Below are 15205 nucleotides of genomic sequence, written 5' to 3'. Positions count from 1 at the left end.
GTGCTGGGCTTCGGCTAGATAGGCCTCGCTGCGGCGCAGCTGCTGTTCTGCTCGTTTAGTCGCCGAAACATCCGTAGCTGCCCCAATAAACTCGATATCACCAGAGGCTGTCCTCGTCATTCGTGCCTGCGCATGAATGTGCTTGACCGAGCCATCCGGTAGCAGCAACCGGTATTCGTGCTCGAAATCGCTCGGGTCTCGCATCGCGCGATCGATAATTTCTCGAACCGACGCCCTATCATCTGGATGAGTGCGCTCAACGACGAGCTGCGGCCCCGGTGTTACTGTCTCAGGATCTAATTGGAAGATCCGAAATGTTTCCTTGGACCAGAAGGCCTCCCCCCTGGTGACGTTCCAGCTGAAGCTGCCCGTATGACTCAACTCCTGCGCCTGGGCCAAATGTGCTTCGCTCCGCTGCAGGGCAAGTTCGGTCCGCCTTCGCTCCGTGATACCCCCCCCCCCCCCCCCCCCCCCCCCCCCCCCCCCCTCTTCGCAGGCGACAAGGACAATGGGCTGCTCATCCGCCCAGAGCATGGCTTTGGCGCTTTCACGTACCCACAAGACCGAGCCGTCCTTCCTGACTTTCTGGACGTCCCACGTGTGCGATTGACCGATATCCTCAAGGCACGTCCGAATGCATTCCCCAACGAACGCGCGATCCTCCTCGAGAAATACGCGCAGCAGGGACTGACCAGTCAGTTCAGCACGAGCAAAACCCAGTTGTGTCGCGCCGAACGTATTGACGTTCAGGACAGTGCCGGCTTCGTCGACCATGAAGTACATGGCCGGATTGTGCTCGAAGATTGCGCGCCAGCGTTTTTCGCGATCCTCCAATTCGGCCGCACTCCGCTGAAGCTTGGTCGCAATCACACGCGCAGCCTCTCTTTCCTGACGGAGCGTACCGATCAGGTGCGTTCCCACGATCGAGGCAATAAAGAATGCAACAATCACCGGCAGATCTTGGGGGTCATCGATTCGTAGGCTGAATGCCGGCGGCGCAAAGTAGTAAGCGAGAGCAGCGAAGGTTACGATGCAAAGCGCGGACGACGCGATGAAGCTGCCCATCAGCGAAAACAGCAAGACCACTAACAAATAAGCGAACGCCGTCGCGGCGAAAGGCGCGTGAAGATACAAGCAGGCCAGTGTTACCACTGCCAGCGCTATGCTGGCGAAGGTAAACTGAAGGGCTGAACGTTCTAAACTGCTGATTTGGCTACGCATTGTGATACCGTCCGGCCTGTTCTTCGGCGGGAGAGCTATAACGTTTTAGGGCAAAGTCAGGACAATACCGGGCGCCAGGTCAGTTGTCCGCGCAGTTCCGGTTCAGGTGATTAGGCGGGTTTGCCGCGCAACCATCCCTTCATTTTGAGACCGTCCCGCATGTTGAGAGCAAGAAGTGTAATGTTTGTTGCGCCCGCGACGAGCTCGATCGCCTGCACGGCATAGAAGGTAGCATCGAATGCCGCAGCCTGAGCCTTGGACGCGAGGAAGAGCGCAGACGGGATAAGGATCAGGATGCCGTTTCCTGCAATGAATGGCATTCGCTTGAATTTGGCCCCGATCAGTCCGGCCCGGCGCCCCTTTGCCAAGATGACACCTGTACTACCGGTGGCAGCGAGCGCCGGAATCAGCAACAAGAAACCCCACGGTATGGTGCTCTTAACCGCTGCAACTGTGGCATGGGACGCGAACAGCTCGCTGAGTACCGTCGATAGCCAAAATGTGCCGATCGTTGCGATAGCCAAGGCGCCAGCGACGGGATGGATCAACTTGATCATGAGTATCTTCCCTTCCGAAAAACAGCAGGGCTAGGCAACGCAGATGCCGGGCACGGCAACTTTCTGGAACAGATGAGGGGAAGCTATCGCAGAGGCCGGATAGCTGGCAATTTTTGCTCCCCCCCCCCCCCCCCCCCCCCCCCCCCCCCCCCCCCCCCCCCCCCCCCCCCCCCCCCCCCCCCCCCCCCCCCCCCCCCCCCCCCCCCCCCCCCCCCCCCCCCCCCCCCCCCCCCCCCCCCCCCCCCCCCCCCCCCCCCCCCCCCCCCCCCCCCCCCCCCCCCCCCCCCCCCCCCCCCCCCCCCCCCCCCCCCCCCCCCCCCCCCCCCCCCCCCCCCCCCCCCCCCCCCCCCCCCCCCCCCCCCCAATAGCGATCTGGCGGTCGATCGGAAAGGAAGGGTCGAGTGGGCGTAGCAGCGACATGAGTGGCTCCATTGCTATTTAATATACGATGCCTAATTGGTATTATGATTACATAACAGCTTGACATTATGATGTCAAGATAAAACAATGGTGACAAATGAAAAGAGCCAAGCGAACCCCCGAGGGTGAAGCCCTGACCGACCTTGTTCTCGATCTATTCAGGCTCGACAGCCTACTTCTGACGGCCGGCGACCGTCTGGTCGCCCCGCTTGGCCTAACAAGCGCACGCTGGCAGGTGCTTGGCGCCATTGTGTCCGCCGAACGTCCCCAACCGGTCGCTTGGCTCGCACGCGACCTCGGCGGCAATCGTCAAAACGTGCAGCGGATTATCAATGATCTGCACAGGGAGGGCCTCGTATCTTTTGAGGTCAACCCGCATCACCGACGGGCGCAGCTCGTCGTGCTCACTGCGAATGGACAGCGCGCCTTCCAAGCCGCAATGGAATTGCAGGCTCCCTGGATCAACGATCTTTCAGAAGGGCTGTCGGTCAGGGATATACGGATTGTCCATCGCGTGATCACGGCCTTGCGAGATAAGCTTGAGGGCAGCCGTGAGGACAAGTCGGCCTGACATGGCAAAAGCATTGTGCTCGGCCGGGCGCCCGTGATTCAAGCTCCCAAACTGGGGCCACTTGTTCAGTTCGACACCTTCCGCCGTACATTCGTCAGCCGCTTCGCCGTCGCACAACTCGTTGCAACGGCTCCATGCAAATCAGCCAGCTTGCCCGCGGCGCTCAAATCCCCATAGCACCTGCGGCACGGCCTCACGTTCCCTAAGCGCGGTTTCCTGCCTTGGAGGCTTTCGGACGCCGGCCGCCGATTGCGCGGCGCTGTCCCTCGATCGACCGGCCTCCGAAACCCTTCACATGAGCGGACGTCGGTTTCGCCTTCTATTTAGCTGCCGGCTTATCGTAGAGGGGCTTGCCTTTATCGACGATATGCACCGTCGGAAGTTTCAGCGTCTTGTCGCCGACCACCTTGTAAGCCCGATGAGGCACATCCCGAACATTCATCCCAACGGCGCCGATCGGAATAGGCACCTGCTTTCCATCGGGTAACTCGATGAGACCGCCCTCAAGAAAGTAGTACGACTCGTCACCATGATGAATATGCAGCGTCGATGTCTCGCCGGGCTTTATCTCGCTGATGCTGGTGACGATTTCCATGTTCGTGCCCGTTGAGTCACCTCGCTACGAACTCGCTGATTATGAATGGATTGCCATCAAGCCCATGCTGCCGAACAAGCCGCGTGGCGTTCCGCGGGTTAACGACCGTCGTGTCCTCAATGGAATCTTCTGGGTCTTGCGCTCTGGAGCACCTTGGCGTGATCTGCCAGAGATGTGTAGTCCGACACCACATGTTACAACCGCTTTGTCCGTTGGCGGCGGGCTGGTGTCTGGGGCCGCATCACAGACGCACTTGCTGCGGCCCACGATGCCGCTGTCCAAATGATCGACACCTCGATTGTTCGCGTGCATCAACATGGAGCCTGCATCACTAGCAATTGGCGCCAATCGATGGGAAGGTCACGCGGCGGCTTGACGAGTAAAATCCATGCGGTGGTCGATAGCAATGGTTTCCCGGTACGGTTGGCCTTGAATCCGGGCGAGGCCCACGACCTTCGACTTGCCCGAAAAGCCCGGCTCAATTCTGCTTGCCGACCTTGGCTGTGACGCCGACTGGATCAGGGAGCTTGCCGCGAAGAAGGGCACGTGGGCCAACATCCCGCCGAAAAGCAACCGCAGCAATCCAATCTGCTTCAGCCCGTACCTTTATCGCGCTCGTAACCAGGTCGAACGGTTCTTCAACAAGATCAAACAATGTCGTCGTGTGGCGACGCGCTACGACAGGCTTGCGGGAAACTACCTTGCCTTCGTCCAACTCGCTTCTGTGGCTGGCAGCACGTTATGAGTTCAGGCCCTAGCTAGTTCGTTGTCGTTGGTGTCGCTAAAGCAACAAATTCCAATTTTGGGCTGCGGAGAACACCCTTACTCCACCTCGTGGTGTCGATAGACTTCCGAACGTCTAGTTGGAAGGATCCTTCCATCGGATCGTTCAAACGCCGAAATTCGGACAACCACAGATACTGCTCCGTATAGCAGAGATTTCGAGCCCCCCAATTCAGGTAGTGTGACGCGGCACAAGGCGGCATTCTAAATCTCTCCATCGAAAATGGGGAGTCCTGCAATGAACGGCGGAAGCATCGGCTCGCGAACCGCGCCAGCGAGCGACGCGCCTCCAAAGCGTATGAGCCCGTCGGAGCGGCTCGACGCGATTGACGTTCTGCGGGGCTTGGCCCTGTTCGGCGTGCTCGCCATGAAAATCGTGACCGTGTTTCGGGTCTCCATCTTCGCGCCGTTCTTGCCGAGCGCGGGGCCGCTCGACCGGGCGGTCGAGGCTGTGCTGACGGCCGCCGTCGGCTTCGAGGCGGTTGCGCTGTTCTCGCTGCTGTTCGGCGTCGGCCTCGCCATCCAATTAGAGCAGCTTGCCGGCAACGCACAGCGCATGATCTTGCTCGTGCGAAGGCAGGTGGTGTTGCTGGCGATTGGCCTGGTGCATCTCTATTTGATCTGGGACGGCGACATTCTCGTCGAATATGCGCTGGCGGGCCTCGTGGTGCTGCCGTTCCTGGGCGCGAGGTGGCCCATAGCGGGTGCAGCCCTGCTGCTCCTGGGGCTCTACGCCACCATGCTGCTGTTAGCGCCGATCGTGCCTCTGCCGGGTGCAGCCGAGATGGCCGCTCTTGCCGCGGACGCGACGCGTGCCTACGGCGCGGGGGGATTTTTCGATGTGCTCGCGTTCCGGATCCGCGAGGTGCCGGCCATTGTTCCGCTGCACGTCATGGTCTTTCCGCGCACTGTCGCGCTGTTCCTGGTCGGCGCCTTCGCGTGGCGCAGCGGGGTTTTGCGTCGGGCTTCGGCGAACCGACGCCTGCTGTTCGTCGTCGTAATCTTTGGCATTCTTATCGGCGGCGGATTGAGTCTCGCGGCAGCAGGACAAGAGCTCTTCGATGGCCGTCGCTCGGGCGGGCGCATCTTCCGGTGACACAGCTGGGGGCCGTCGTGTTGGCCCTGGGTTATGCGGCCGCAGTTATCGCCGCTGTGAACCTCTCGGGCGGACGGAGGATGCTGGGCTGGGCCGCGCCGCTTGGCCGCATGGCGCTCACCAACTACCTGGCGCAATCTGTGATCTGCGGCTGGATCTTTTACGGCTATGGTCTAGGCCAGTTTGGCCGCCTCGGTGTGGCCGGGACACTGGCGATCGGCATTTTCTTGTATGTCGCGCAGGTGGTGTTCAGCGCGTGGTGGCTGCGCCGCTATCGGTTCGGTCCTGTCGAGTGGCTCTGGTGCTCGTGCATGTATGGGCTACCGCAGCCGATGCGGGCAAAGGACAATTTAGCCATCTGCGCGCGACTATAGCGGATTGATGCGCCCCCAGATACGCAAGCTGCGTTCTGCTTCAAGCGGACGCTGCCCCCGGCGGGTACGGCTGGTTTTGACCCTTCCGGCGAACTCGGGAAATGTCCGCTCTTTCGCCGCTGTTGCGGGTAGAGCCGACATCGGGCGACCAGCTGTTTAATGAGTACACGGCATAGCACTACTTTGGCAGATTGTTGATTTTGCCGCGTTTTAGAGGATTCCCGAATCAATTTTTCAATGATTCATGGGTGGTCGGCTCTTGGAGGGCTGACCATGCCGGGATGGGAAGACGAACTCGAACGCTGGCTGATGCCGTTCTTGGACCGGCTGGGTCATAAGACCCGGCAGCGGATGTGTCCTCTATATGTTGCGGGATTGATCGGTCCTGGCGATCGCAAGAGCGTTCAGCCGATGGCAGAACGCCTTGCCACGAGCAGCTACGACCAGTTGCACCATTTCATTGCGGACGGTGTCTGGGACCCGACGCCGCTGGAGACAGAGCTGCTCAATCAGGCGGACCGACTTGTCGGCGGCAGGGATGCGGTGCTGGTTATTGATGACACCTCGCTGCCGAAGAAGGGGGAGCGCTCGGTCGGTGTTGCGGCTCAATACGCGTCGGCTCTCGGCAAAACGGCAAATTGCCAAACGCTGGTGTCTTTAACGCTTGCGCGCGGCGAAGTGCCAGTGATGGTCGCGTTACGTCTTTTTCTGCCTGACAGTTGGACAAGCAACATGCCTCGTTTGAAGCGCGCTCGCGTGCCAGTCGAACACCGAACGCCACGGTCCAAGCCGGAGATTGCTTTGGCCGAGATTGACCGCGCGATGGCGGCCAACGTGCGCTTTGGATGTGTGCTGGCGGATGCAGGATACGGACTCAGCGCACCGTTTCGACAAGGGCTAACAGAGCGCGGGCTGGCCTGGGCTGTCGGTATCCCTCGGCACCTGAAAGTGTATCCGGTCGATGTGAAGCTCATTTGGCCGATCACCAAAGTCCGCGGGAAACCACGAAAGCACCACGTGCCCGATATCTTATCGATTGCGGCAGAACAAATGCTGGCCAGCGCCAAATGGAAAACCGTGAGTTGGCGTAGCGGGACGAAAGGTCGGCTTAAAGCCCGATTTGCTGCTCTCCGTGTCCGGACCGCCGACGGCCCTCCGCAGCGGATATGGGATAAAGGTCAGCAGCATCTCCCGGGCGACGAAGCCTGGCTCATTGGCGAGCAACGTGCCTCCGGGGAGAAGAAATACTATCTCGCCAATCTTCTTGCGGCGACGGATCTGCGCACGCTGGCCGCCACCATCAAGGTACGGTGGATTTGTGAGCAGGCGCATCAGCAGTTGAAAGAGGAGCTTGGACTTGATCACTTCGAAGGGCGATCATGGCAAGGTCTTCATCGCCACGCCCTGATGACAATGATTGCCTACGCCTTCCTGCAACATCGTCGCCTCGCATGCGCGGGTCGGAAAAAAAAGAATCAACGGGCCTCCGCCTCAACCAACCATGCCCGCCGTGCGCCACGCAATCGTCGATCTCATCCTCCGGCCGCCGCCTCAGCACTGCCCATATTGCCGAAAGCAAATCCTTGAAAAACAGCGGCGAAAGCACAATCTGCCAAAGTAGTGATAGCATGCCTCGTACCGCAATCTGCCGCTAGAACCACCTCTGTTGGCCCAACACATCAACGTGGAAGTATGAATGCTGTCGGCGGTGGTATGTGTGTTTCTTGGTGCTGGCCTCGCGTTGCCAACATGAGTGACGTAGAATAGAAGGAGAACTAAGAGGCCGCGCATACCAAAGGTCCTCCCGAAGCTGTGACAATTGTGGAGCGAATTGTATTCGGTGCGTTTGATGCCGCCGATGGACGTGCGAATTCCGCTGAACTCGACCGAAGCCCTGGTTAGGCGGCACACGAGTAGCCGACCGCGCGAAGGCGCCAGCGTCAGCCCAGCAGATCGCCCCTTCCGGTGTCGAGCCGATACAGGGCCGCGACGACCTTCAGCCTGCTCTGCACAACTGCCGCGTTCAGAATCGGCCCAGTCGATTTGAGTTTGTTGACGTTATCGATTACATTTTGTCGGGGTCGCATCGGCGAACGTGTCACCAGCTTTGCTGGAGAGATCCTTTTACCGCGGGTGCAAGAGCAGCAACGAGGGATGAAATGTGCCCCGGCGGCGGCTGACCGTCGTGGAGTGACTTGATCGTGGCGTCTATCGCACCGCAATGATCGTCGCCAACTACCAGGATCACCGCCGTGTTCAGCACGGCGGCCGCATATTCCATACTGGCGAGCGTGTCATCGCTGGCGAAGTTGCCGGCGGGGCAGCAGACAAACAGATCCAAGTCCGCTATCGAAGACAAGTTCAGGCGCCACACGTGAATCGGAGCAACTCAGAACCGCTGCATATGGATTTTGCCCATCGACCAAAACCTGGCGCTCGCGTTTGAAATCATCGCCTCCTGATGCGCCCTCGACATAGCGATTGTTCCCTTCCATCAGCCGCTTCAGCGCAGCATCCGGCGAGAGCAGGTTATCAGGCTTGGGCAGCGCCCTTGTTTCCTTCGCATCGACAATGTTGTTGCTAAGCCGCAGGCAAGCCGCCGAAAAGGCGAAGAGCAATAGCGAGCGGCGCGATGTTGGTCGGATGGACAATGCGTGTTGCCTCAGCGCGCGGCTTTACGCCAGCCGGTGGCCACGGCTTCCGCTTCGCTGCATAACCAGCGCCCACCGGGCTCCTCCGCCATGTCGATTTGTCCGTAATTTAGTTGTCCGGGCAGGTGATAAATGCGATCGCCGTTGCGGTCCGGGGCGCCCTTTATCAGGCACTCGGGCGACGGCGGGTCCGATAGCAGAGCGGGTCCGAGCAGGAGCTGCCGAGCGTCGACCGGAACGGAGCTCGCGCCGACGATGATCGTCCACCTGTTGCGGCGACGCCACTCCCAAGGTGCGATGAACGCCCCCGACCACAGCCCCGCAAGGGCTGTACTCGCCACCAATTCGGATACAGCGTAGCTAGGGATAGATGGACCCCATGATAGTGCCCAGCCCGAGCGTACCATCCAGGCGTTCACATCCTCGCCTTCGATGAAGCACCTGCCGAGTGACCTTTCGTACTTATCAACTCCTGTGGTATGACAATCCCAAGTTCGCCCGTTCGAATGCTTGATAAGCTCGTCGCGAGAAGCTACGCCGCAGGCCCATTTGCCGCCGCGGGCGTCGAGGCAAATCTGATCAGTCTCAGGTGCTTCGATGCCTGAGAGCCGAACCGTGGTTTGCTCGATCTCGATCGTATTGCCGTCGACGATGCGCGGAGCGCCGCTAAGTGTCGCCGCGCAGACCGGCGATGTGATGACCGCGAGCAATGCGACCTTCATTACGCGGTGTTTCATCCCGACAATAACCTTTCGCTCTTGATCCATTTTCACGCACGACCCGGCCCCGCCGCATTCGACTGCTTGACCACACCATGTCCTTTTATTGGGCTGGCATCGCCGACGTGTGCTTTGTACAAGCTTGTCGTGAGTTTCCTACCTACGACCTGACGCAGCGTGAGATTCAAGCGATTTCTTCAGGTATCCTTCGAGCCTCGCCGGTCTCTCTCAGTGGGCGCGCACTGCACCGTTTCGGCCTAAAAGAGATCCCCACCGCTTGAACTTGCGATGCACGGAAAATCCGTACTCTCAAACGCTGTTTCTCACGGGCTTGAACAAAAAGCGTCGATGTTCGGCGGCCGAGCGGAAGTCAGGCGTGGAGGAGCGACCTTGCGACGCTTCGTGCAACTTTCATCGGCAGACAGAAGGCTGCCGGCGGTTTCGACGAGGCGATGACACTTCGCCGTAAATTTTCGTCACGAACACTTCAATGTTCCGAAAGAAATCTGGTCTCGCTTCCTCGGACCATTTTGGACAAAGGCGCGCGGAGTTCAGCTCAACGCTCGCCTCGTAAATGAGTCGCTCTCTCATTTGCGCGAATGCTGCAGAACCTGGAGCCCTCTTTCGTGGAGCAGACAGGCTGGTGGTGATCACATTATGGTGTTTCGCCTCCGCGCTGCACCTGATCTATCGGCCTCGTTCGGACAACTGAATCAGATTGTTCATGACGCAGGCGGCCGACGGGCGGCTGCTCTTGCGTGGTACTGACCGCATATTGACCCGCCACGCGGACCGATGCAGCTTTTCTAGGTAAGCAAGCGTCGTCGATCGTCGAGGCTCAATCAGCATGCTACATACTCACCCAACAGATCGGCTGATCTGACCAGGCCCTCGCTGCGTGGCCATTTACTGAAGGCTTTCGCGCCCCTCCAATCCTTCCAGTTTCTTGCGATCGAACCAGGAGCCAGGAGGAAAGGCCGCGATGCGCTTGGCAAGGGAGGATTGCGGCTGCCAATCTTGTCCTTCGCCCTTCTCGAAAGTGATGAGCCCGTTGTGGGTAAAAAAACGGGGCCCTGGGGAATTACAGTTCACCAAAAGCAGAACGCGCCACACACCACCTTTCTCGGTCAGCTCGTCGTTCGGCTTCGGCAAGTAGTCCACTCCAACAGGTTCAACGATAGTGCAGCGGCCCTGCCGCAGAAGGGTGCCGAGCTGGCCTTGCATGGTCGTCACAAAGTTGAAGTTGGCCGGATCATGAAGAAAGCGAAGATTTGCGTTCTTTTCGCCATCCGAGACCTCACTGGCGATCAACGAGAGCGCCAGGGCGTGCCAGCCCAATTCCATCGGCTTTGCATAGGTGGACGCAAGTTCAACCCTTCCGTCAAGCGCTATCTTCCAGGTGATAACGTACTGTTCGTCCGACTTATTGCCCCGGTGCCTGGTCCACGAAACGAAAACAGATTCATCTCGGTCAACCCCTTGAGCTACGCCCCACGTTCCAGGAACGAACTGTGCCACCTTGGAGACGTTGGAGAGAATTTGCTCTATCGTTTCACCGTCTTGCGCTCGCCACGTTAACTTGACTCTTTCGATAAGGGAGCTGTCGTTCGCGCCAACACCGTTGCTCGTGGCAACCAGCACCGCAAGGCAAATCAGAGAACGACTGAGACAGAACCATAGCGCGCGTTTTCCAGACATTCTCTTCACAACTGCTGGCCTTCCTGGTCTTCATCCACACGTCATTTCAAGCGGGAAACGTCTCCTATGTGCGAGCGCACGAAGTTAGCGGCGACGCGACGGGGTGCCCGCTTGTCCTACGCGGGCAGGCGCTCCCCTCTATGTCACGCGCCGCTAACCTCAGTCTCCAGCGGCAGCCCTAATTGCCGTCTGGACATGCCCAGCAGGAGAAGCCTGGGCATGCCGAGGACTTGCATTGTTCGTGCCAGGTAATAGGCGGCAGTTCGCATCGCTTTTCGTGTCCTCTTTGTCGACTTTCCGACTTGCGCACGTTTGGACGGCTCCATTTAGCCCACCCCTCGCGGCTACATCAGCCGCGCATTTCTGCGATCTCAAGGCTCCATCGAGATTATGAGGAGCGAAAGCGACCGGCGGTCACATTGTGGAACGTGCCGGAACCAGAGCTCAGGAAGGCTCGGCCATGCCGTTTGCTCCGGTGGTCGAGCAAGCAATCATATTGCGCGGAAGCCGTTCTGTCGTACGGCAGCCTACGCCGGGCGAGCATCCGTATTCAATCGGACGAGCATGAGCTCGACCTCCGGCAGCAGTCAACACAGCCCATCCGTTTTGGGCGCCGTGTCGCGGGTTACCGGCCTAGGCGGACGAACGCGCGAGCGAGCTCCGTTCGGCCTCAGCTTCTTGCGCCAATTGCAGAATATGCGCTCTTAGTGCATCGGAAGTCGCTGCCGCAGCCTTGCTGAATAGCGGATCTCCATGATCGGTGAGGGCGGAAGCGATTTCGGTCCAATGTTGAGCCGAGAGAGCCTTCAGGGCGGCGGGAAAGAAATCTCGTTCTTCCCACATCATGTGGTGCCGCTCGCGTACGATAAAGTCTCGTACGATGTTGCCGACGTCTTGCCGAAGGACTTCACGGTCCGCGAGGATGGCATCGATAGCTTGCGCGAAGTGATGCAAACGGTGGACGACCTCCTGGTGTTCCAGGGCGAGGTCGCCGACGATTGTAGCGATATCCGGATCGCGAGCCTTGAGTTTGGCAAAAATCAAGTCTTCCTGCGGATGATGATACACCTCCGGGTAAACCTCGAAATAGCTGATAATCGCGCGAATGACCTCATAGTCGGGACGGATCCCTTTCTCAAAAATCTCCAATTCGCGTTGAAGAGCGACGAGGAGCAGATCGATGTTGCGATGCTCTCGAAGCAAAAGATCCATGATCATTGCGGTGCTCCTGGAGGCACAATGTAGGCTGGAAGAGTTTCTGCCATTTCACGGTCTACGGTCTTGAGTGGCCCACGCAAGACGCCGGTCCGATGACGGCGGGTCTCGGTAACACTGGCTGGCTTGACCTGCGCGGCGGAGCTATGTTGCGAACGTAGATGGACGCACATTGGCTGCTCCTGACGAGCCCGGAAATTTGGATGTTTTCCGTAGGTAGAAGCCCCTAAGTATTTACACGTAAGCCCGGTGAGGAGGGCACGTTGAATGGAGATGACGCCGATTGCGACGGCGTTTTTACCTCATCTGGAATTCTTGCCGTCAGTGCGAGGTCAGCGATGAGATGGCGGTCGCATCAAGGATATCTCCCGCGATACCGCCGAGTATCGAGAACGGCCCTAGCCGCCTATCACCAGCAGGTCGAGGCTGATACATGAATAAGCCACCGGCGCCACTTTGCGCGGCTGTCAGAGTCCTGCAGTAATGGCGATTCGCATCAACTCAGAGATGCTGCGGACATTGGCCTTGGCCATGAGGTTCGCGCGGTAAACCTCGACCGTCCTTGGACTGATGCCGAGATCATGGGCGATGACCTTGTTAATCTTGCCGGCTACTAGCCCCTGCAGGACGTCACGCTCGCGCGACGAGAGGCCCGCGAGGCGAGCTTGCGCCTGCAGTTTCGCTGCGTCATCGGCCGGCCTCGTTGGCCGGGCTTCCAAGGCGCTATCGATTGCACGCAATAGAACCTCCTCTTGGAAAGGCTTCTCGATGAAGTCGACCGCACCCGCTTTCATCGCTTCTACTGCGAGCGATACATCGCCATGGCCAGTTATCAGAACCACGCGGCATTCGACGCGATCGGCTTTCACTTTGCGGACCAGTTCGAGACCGCTCATACCTGGCATGCGGACGTCTGACACAATGCAGTCAACCGGACCGCTCGCGACGTCGTTGAGAAACGCGGTCGCCGTCGCATAGGTTGCTACGTAGAAGCCGTTAACATCAAGCAGAAACGCGAGCGAGTCCCGAATCGCCGCGTCATCGTCGATCACAAGAATGCGCCGTCCAATCATGTCTCTTCACTGAGCTCCGCAACTCGCGCGGTGAACTGAAAGATCGTGCTGCCGCCCGGGTTCACTTCCGCGACGACGTGACCGCTATATGTCTTTATGATCGTTCGGCAGATTGACAGCCCTAGAACCGTGCCATGCTCTTTAGTCGTGACACAGGGTTGGAACAGGCGCTCGGCGCAGGGCTGATGCGGGGTCGCCTATGAGCAACGGTAAACCTATCGACCTGACAACTGGGACGTCAATTCGCGGCGAGGGCAAGGAAGCCATGGCCTCGATTGAGTTGCGTATCAGGCTCAGCGCGACCTGCTGAATCTGGATCTCGGCGACGATCATTGATGGCAGATCGCTGGTCGTTGCGATCATGTTTGCGGAGTTGGTCTGAGGCCCTTCGCAAGAAGGGCGACGCTGATGAGGAGCAGAGCAGATAGCAGTACCAGATGTGGTCAGACATGTTTCGTGTCACGCCTCTCATCGATCCAATTGTTTCCCACGAGAAGCCACCGGACGCAGTCGGGGCCTCAACTCACGTCAATCTATTGTGTAGGCTGAACGGTGCTACTGGGCCAGATCCGCCAGTGCGTCGGCTGCACGGTGACGTGTTCTCCGGACTTGGCCTTGATCCAGCCGCCGAAGATCCGGCGGCAAGGGAAGACCACCCGGTGAATGGTATTGCCCTCAATCACGGCAATCTCCAGATCCCGATCAAAGGGAGGCGCCGTTTCGAGTCGCTCCCAGGTCAGGTCGCCAATAGACGTCAGGCGGAGTTCATTGCTGCGGGCTGACAAATTCAGGCAACCTTCGGAACACTACGGACGAGATCGCTTGGCCGCCACGCGGGCAGGCTCAGCGCGGTGTTATCAAGGCGGCGCGTGGTCTCGATCGCGTCAGCCGCGGCCGGGATCTTATCGGCCGTGGCGCTGTTGAACCTATCGTGCTGGGACATGATCCGCTCGCCAACTGAAATATTAGGATTGGCGCTGCGAAGCAACTCCCCGGCTTGGATCGATTTGATTTGGATCAGCTCAAGCCGTCGACGGTTCGTATTCGTCGCTGTTCTGCCGAAGCTAAGCTGGCCGGCCGATCCCGCAATCTGGCCCGTGCCGTGGCAAATGTCGCGGTGGTCTGTCATGTCGAAACATCTCCTCCGTTGGTGACCAATCTCCTTGTCCCACGAGGCGAGCGTGGGCGTTCGGTTGTGATGACGTCGGCCCCGCCCTTGCGAGCGGGGCGGCTTCCCAAAAGGAGAACGGGAAGACGTCGGAGTTCGCTAGACGCCGTTCGGATGGGTCTAGCTGCGCTCGGCACCGATCATCGCGCCGGTCCGCAGGTCGATGAAGTGGACGCCATCGCAAGCGGCACAGGACATCGGGTGCAGGTCATCGCACACGGCTCGGGTGAGTCCGACAGAAGTCCTTGAACTCGGTCGCCGGTATTTGGACATGAAAAGATGATGGGGCGCCAAGTCTTTCTCTATGCCATGTATGGACCTTGGACCGGAAGATCACTTTTATCAGTAGGCGGCCGCCGCAGTATTGATACAGGTCAAAACTTGCCGATGCGCGTCCAGAATGGCTGAGCTCGAGCGTCCGCTGCGAGCCGGACAGTGATCGAGTATGGGATCGATAGAGATCAACAGTCGGCAGTCTCGGGCAGCGCATGCTGCTCTCAATCGTCTGTTCGAGACCTTCCTCGATCATTGACTCGATCTTGTCGGTCGAGGGCATGAGCGGACCGGAAGGCGCTCTCCATCGGCCGTTTCAAACAGAGCGAGATTAGCAAGCTCAGACGGAAAGCGATGGCGGGATCTCTGGGATAACAGAAGCGCTCGCGCCGCGCCGCTATTGACCACAGCTCGGGAGCGGACATCCCCCCGGGGATGCTGCTTGAGGCAGATCAAATACTCTTGTCGTTCGAATGGCAGAATGAAAGATGAGCAAACCACGGGAAGATCGTACCATGCCTTCATTTAACGTTCGGTTCATTAAGACCGTTTGTGACGATATGGGCCACGAGCATCGCGCCTGTCAGGCAGCGTTCAAGGTCGACGCCGCCTCGCTGGGTGCTGCTGCACAGCAGGCGGAAACCGATTTCTGCAAGCAAAAAAGCGTCCGAGATTGGACAGTCTTCGCCGACGTGATAGAACTTCGAACCCCGCCTGCACTGCAAGCCGATATGGGGCGGTTAGCTTGAGTTTGGCCGGGAAAGTCCGTGCAATTGAATTGCGGCGTGAAT

15 protein-coding genes and 3 pseudogenes are annotated in these 15205 nt (G+C 59.0%); 6 read left to right on the top strand and 12 right to left on the bottom strand.

Translation table 11 applies throughout. The features are described from left to right. From XI03_RS21095 to XI03_RS21085, 3 genes and pseudogenes are all read right to left on the bottom strand, one after another. The coding region (locus XI03_RS21095; RefSeq protein WP_271593156.1) for a PAS domain-containing protein at positions 1 to 1221 on the bottom strand (1221 nt) is incomplete at its 3' end. Between the two features lie 110 nt (positions 1222 to 1331). Further along, a complete protein-coding gene (locus tag XI03_RS21090; RefSeq protein ID WP_271593155.1) occupies positions 1332 to 1778 on the bottom strand; it encodes a hypothetical protein in 447 nt (148 codons plus the stop codon). A gap of 30 nt (positions 1779 to 1808) precedes the next feature. Then, positions 1809 to 1895 (bottom strand): annotated as a pseudogene (locus XI03_RS21085) (antibiotic biosynthesis monooxygenase); the annotation flags it as partial. 400 nt (positions 1896 to 2295) lie between these two features. On the opposite strand from XI03_RS21085, the gene XI03_RS21080 reads away from it, so the two are divergent. Beyond that, positions 2296 to 2769 (top strand): MarR family winged helix-turn-helix transcriptional regulator, encoded by a 474-nt coding sequence (locus XI03_RS21080; protein WP_271593154.1) that lies wholly within the window; start codon positions 2296 to 2298, stop codon positions 2767 to 2769. Between the two features lie 319 nt (positions 2770 to 3088). Here XI03_RS21080 and XI03_RS21075 read toward each other — a convergent pair whose 3' ends face one another. After that, the gene (locus XI03_RS21075; RefSeq protein WP_271593153.1) at positions 3089 to 3364 is read right to left on the bottom strand and encodes a cupin domain-containing protein; all 276 of its coding nucleotides are present in this window, start codon (positions 3362 to 3364) and stop codon (positions 3089 to 3091) included. Between XI03_RS21075 and XI03_RS21070 the strand changes: the two are divergent. The 4 genes and pseudogenes from XI03_RS21070 to XI03_RS21055 all read left to right on the top strand — a co-directional run bounded on the left by XI03_RS21070 (position 3363) and on the right by XI03_RS21055 (position 7204). Continuing rightward, a pseudogene (locus tag XI03_RS21070) lies at positions 3363 to 4109 on the top strand (IS5 family transposase). The gene XI03_RS21075 and the pseudogene XI03_RS21070 overlap by 2 nt on opposite strands. A gap of 276 nt (positions 4110 to 4385) precedes the next feature. Then, positions 4386 to 5243: a DUF418 domain-containing protein gene (locus XI03_RS21065; protein WP_271593152.1), complete on the top strand. Its 858-nt coding sequence runs from the start codon at positions 4386 to 4388 to the stop codon at positions 5241 to 5243. Positions 5244 to 5260: 17 nt separating this feature from the next. Then, positions 5261 to 5617: a DUF418 domain-containing protein gene (locus XI03_RS21060; RefSeq protein WP_271593151.1), complete on the top strand. Its 357-nt coding sequence runs from the start codon at positions 5261 to 5263 to the stop codon at positions 5615 to 5617. 237 nt (positions 5618 to 5854) lie between these two features. After that, complete coding sequence (locus XI03_RS21055) at positions 5855 to 7204, top strand: IS701 family transposase (protein WP_271593150.1); 1350 nt, start codon at positions 5855 to 5857, stop codon at positions 7202 to 7204. 353 nt (positions 7205 to 7557) lie between these two features. Here the strand turns inward: XI03_RS21055 and XI03_RS40560 are convergent. The 8 genes and pseudogenes from XI03_RS40560 to XI03_RS21020 form a co-directional block, all read right to left on the bottom strand. Beyond that, positions 7558 to 8283 (bottom strand): annotated as a pseudogene (locus tag XI03_RS40560) (carbonic anhydrase). Further along, positions 8280 to 9035, bottom strand: a complete 756-nt coding sequence (locus tag XI03_RS21045; protein ID WP_271593168.1) for a thermonuclease family protein — start codon at positions 9033 to 9035, stop codon at positions 8280 to 8282. Before XI03_RS21045 ends, XI03_RS40560 begins: the two are co-directional and overlap by 4 nt. A gap of 858 nt (positions 9036 to 9893) precedes the next feature. Next, entirely contained in the window at positions 9894 to 10685 is a 792-nt protein-coding gene (locus XI03_RS21040; protein ID WP_271593149.1) for a nodulate formation efficiency C protein, read from the bottom strand. Between the two features lie 633 nt (positions 10686 to 11318). Then, positions 11319 to 11903 (bottom strand): hemerythrin domain-containing protein, encoded by a 585-nt coding sequence (locus tag XI03_RS21035; RefSeq protein WP_271593148.1) that lies wholly within the window; start codon positions 11901 to 11903, stop codon positions 11319 to 11321. Between the two features lie 464 nt (positions 11904 to 12367). Beyond that, positions 12368 to 12973: a response regulator FixJ gene (gene fixJ / locus XI03_RS21030; RefSeq protein WP_271593147.1), complete on the bottom strand. Its 606-nt coding sequence runs from the start codon at positions 12971 to 12973 to the stop codon at positions 12368 to 12370. Beyond that, complete coding sequence (locus XI03_RS40310) at positions 12970 to 13086, bottom strand: hypothetical protein (RefSeq protein WP_333936097.1); 117 nt, start codon at positions 13084 to 13086, stop codon at positions 12970 to 12972. Before XI03_RS40310 ends, fixJ begins: the two co-directional genes overlap by 4 nt. Before the next feature lie 420 nt (positions 13087 to 13506). Further along, complete coding sequence (locus XI03_RS21025; protein WP_271593146.1) at positions 13507 to 13758, bottom strand: hypothetical protein; 252 nt, start codon at positions 13756 to 13758, stop codon at positions 13507 to 13509. 2 nt (positions 13759 to 13760) lie between these two features. Beyond that, a complete protein-coding gene (locus tag XI03_RS21020) occupies positions 13761 to 14102 on the bottom strand; it encodes a hypothetical protein (RefSeq protein ID WP_271593145.1) in 342 nt (113 codons plus the stop codon). A gap of 800 nt (positions 14103 to 14902) precedes the next feature. Between XI03_RS21020 and XI03_RS21015 the strand changes: the two genes are divergently transcribed. Then, a complete protein-coding gene (locus tag XI03_RS21015; protein ID WP_271593144.1) occupies positions 14903 to 15163 on the top strand; it encodes a hypothetical protein in 261 nt (86 codons plus the stop codon). Positions 15164 to 15205 lie beyond the last annotated feature (42 nt).

The sequence above is a fragment of the Bradyrhizobium sp. CCBAU 65884 genome (genome assembly GCF_028128835.1).
In the GTDB taxonomy this organism is placed as follows: Bacteria; Pseudomonadota; Alphaproteobacteria; order Rhizobiales; family Xanthobacteraceae; genus Bradyrhizobium; species Bradyrhizobium ottawaense.
This window is presented reverse-complemented; position numbering and strand designations above follow the sequence as displayed.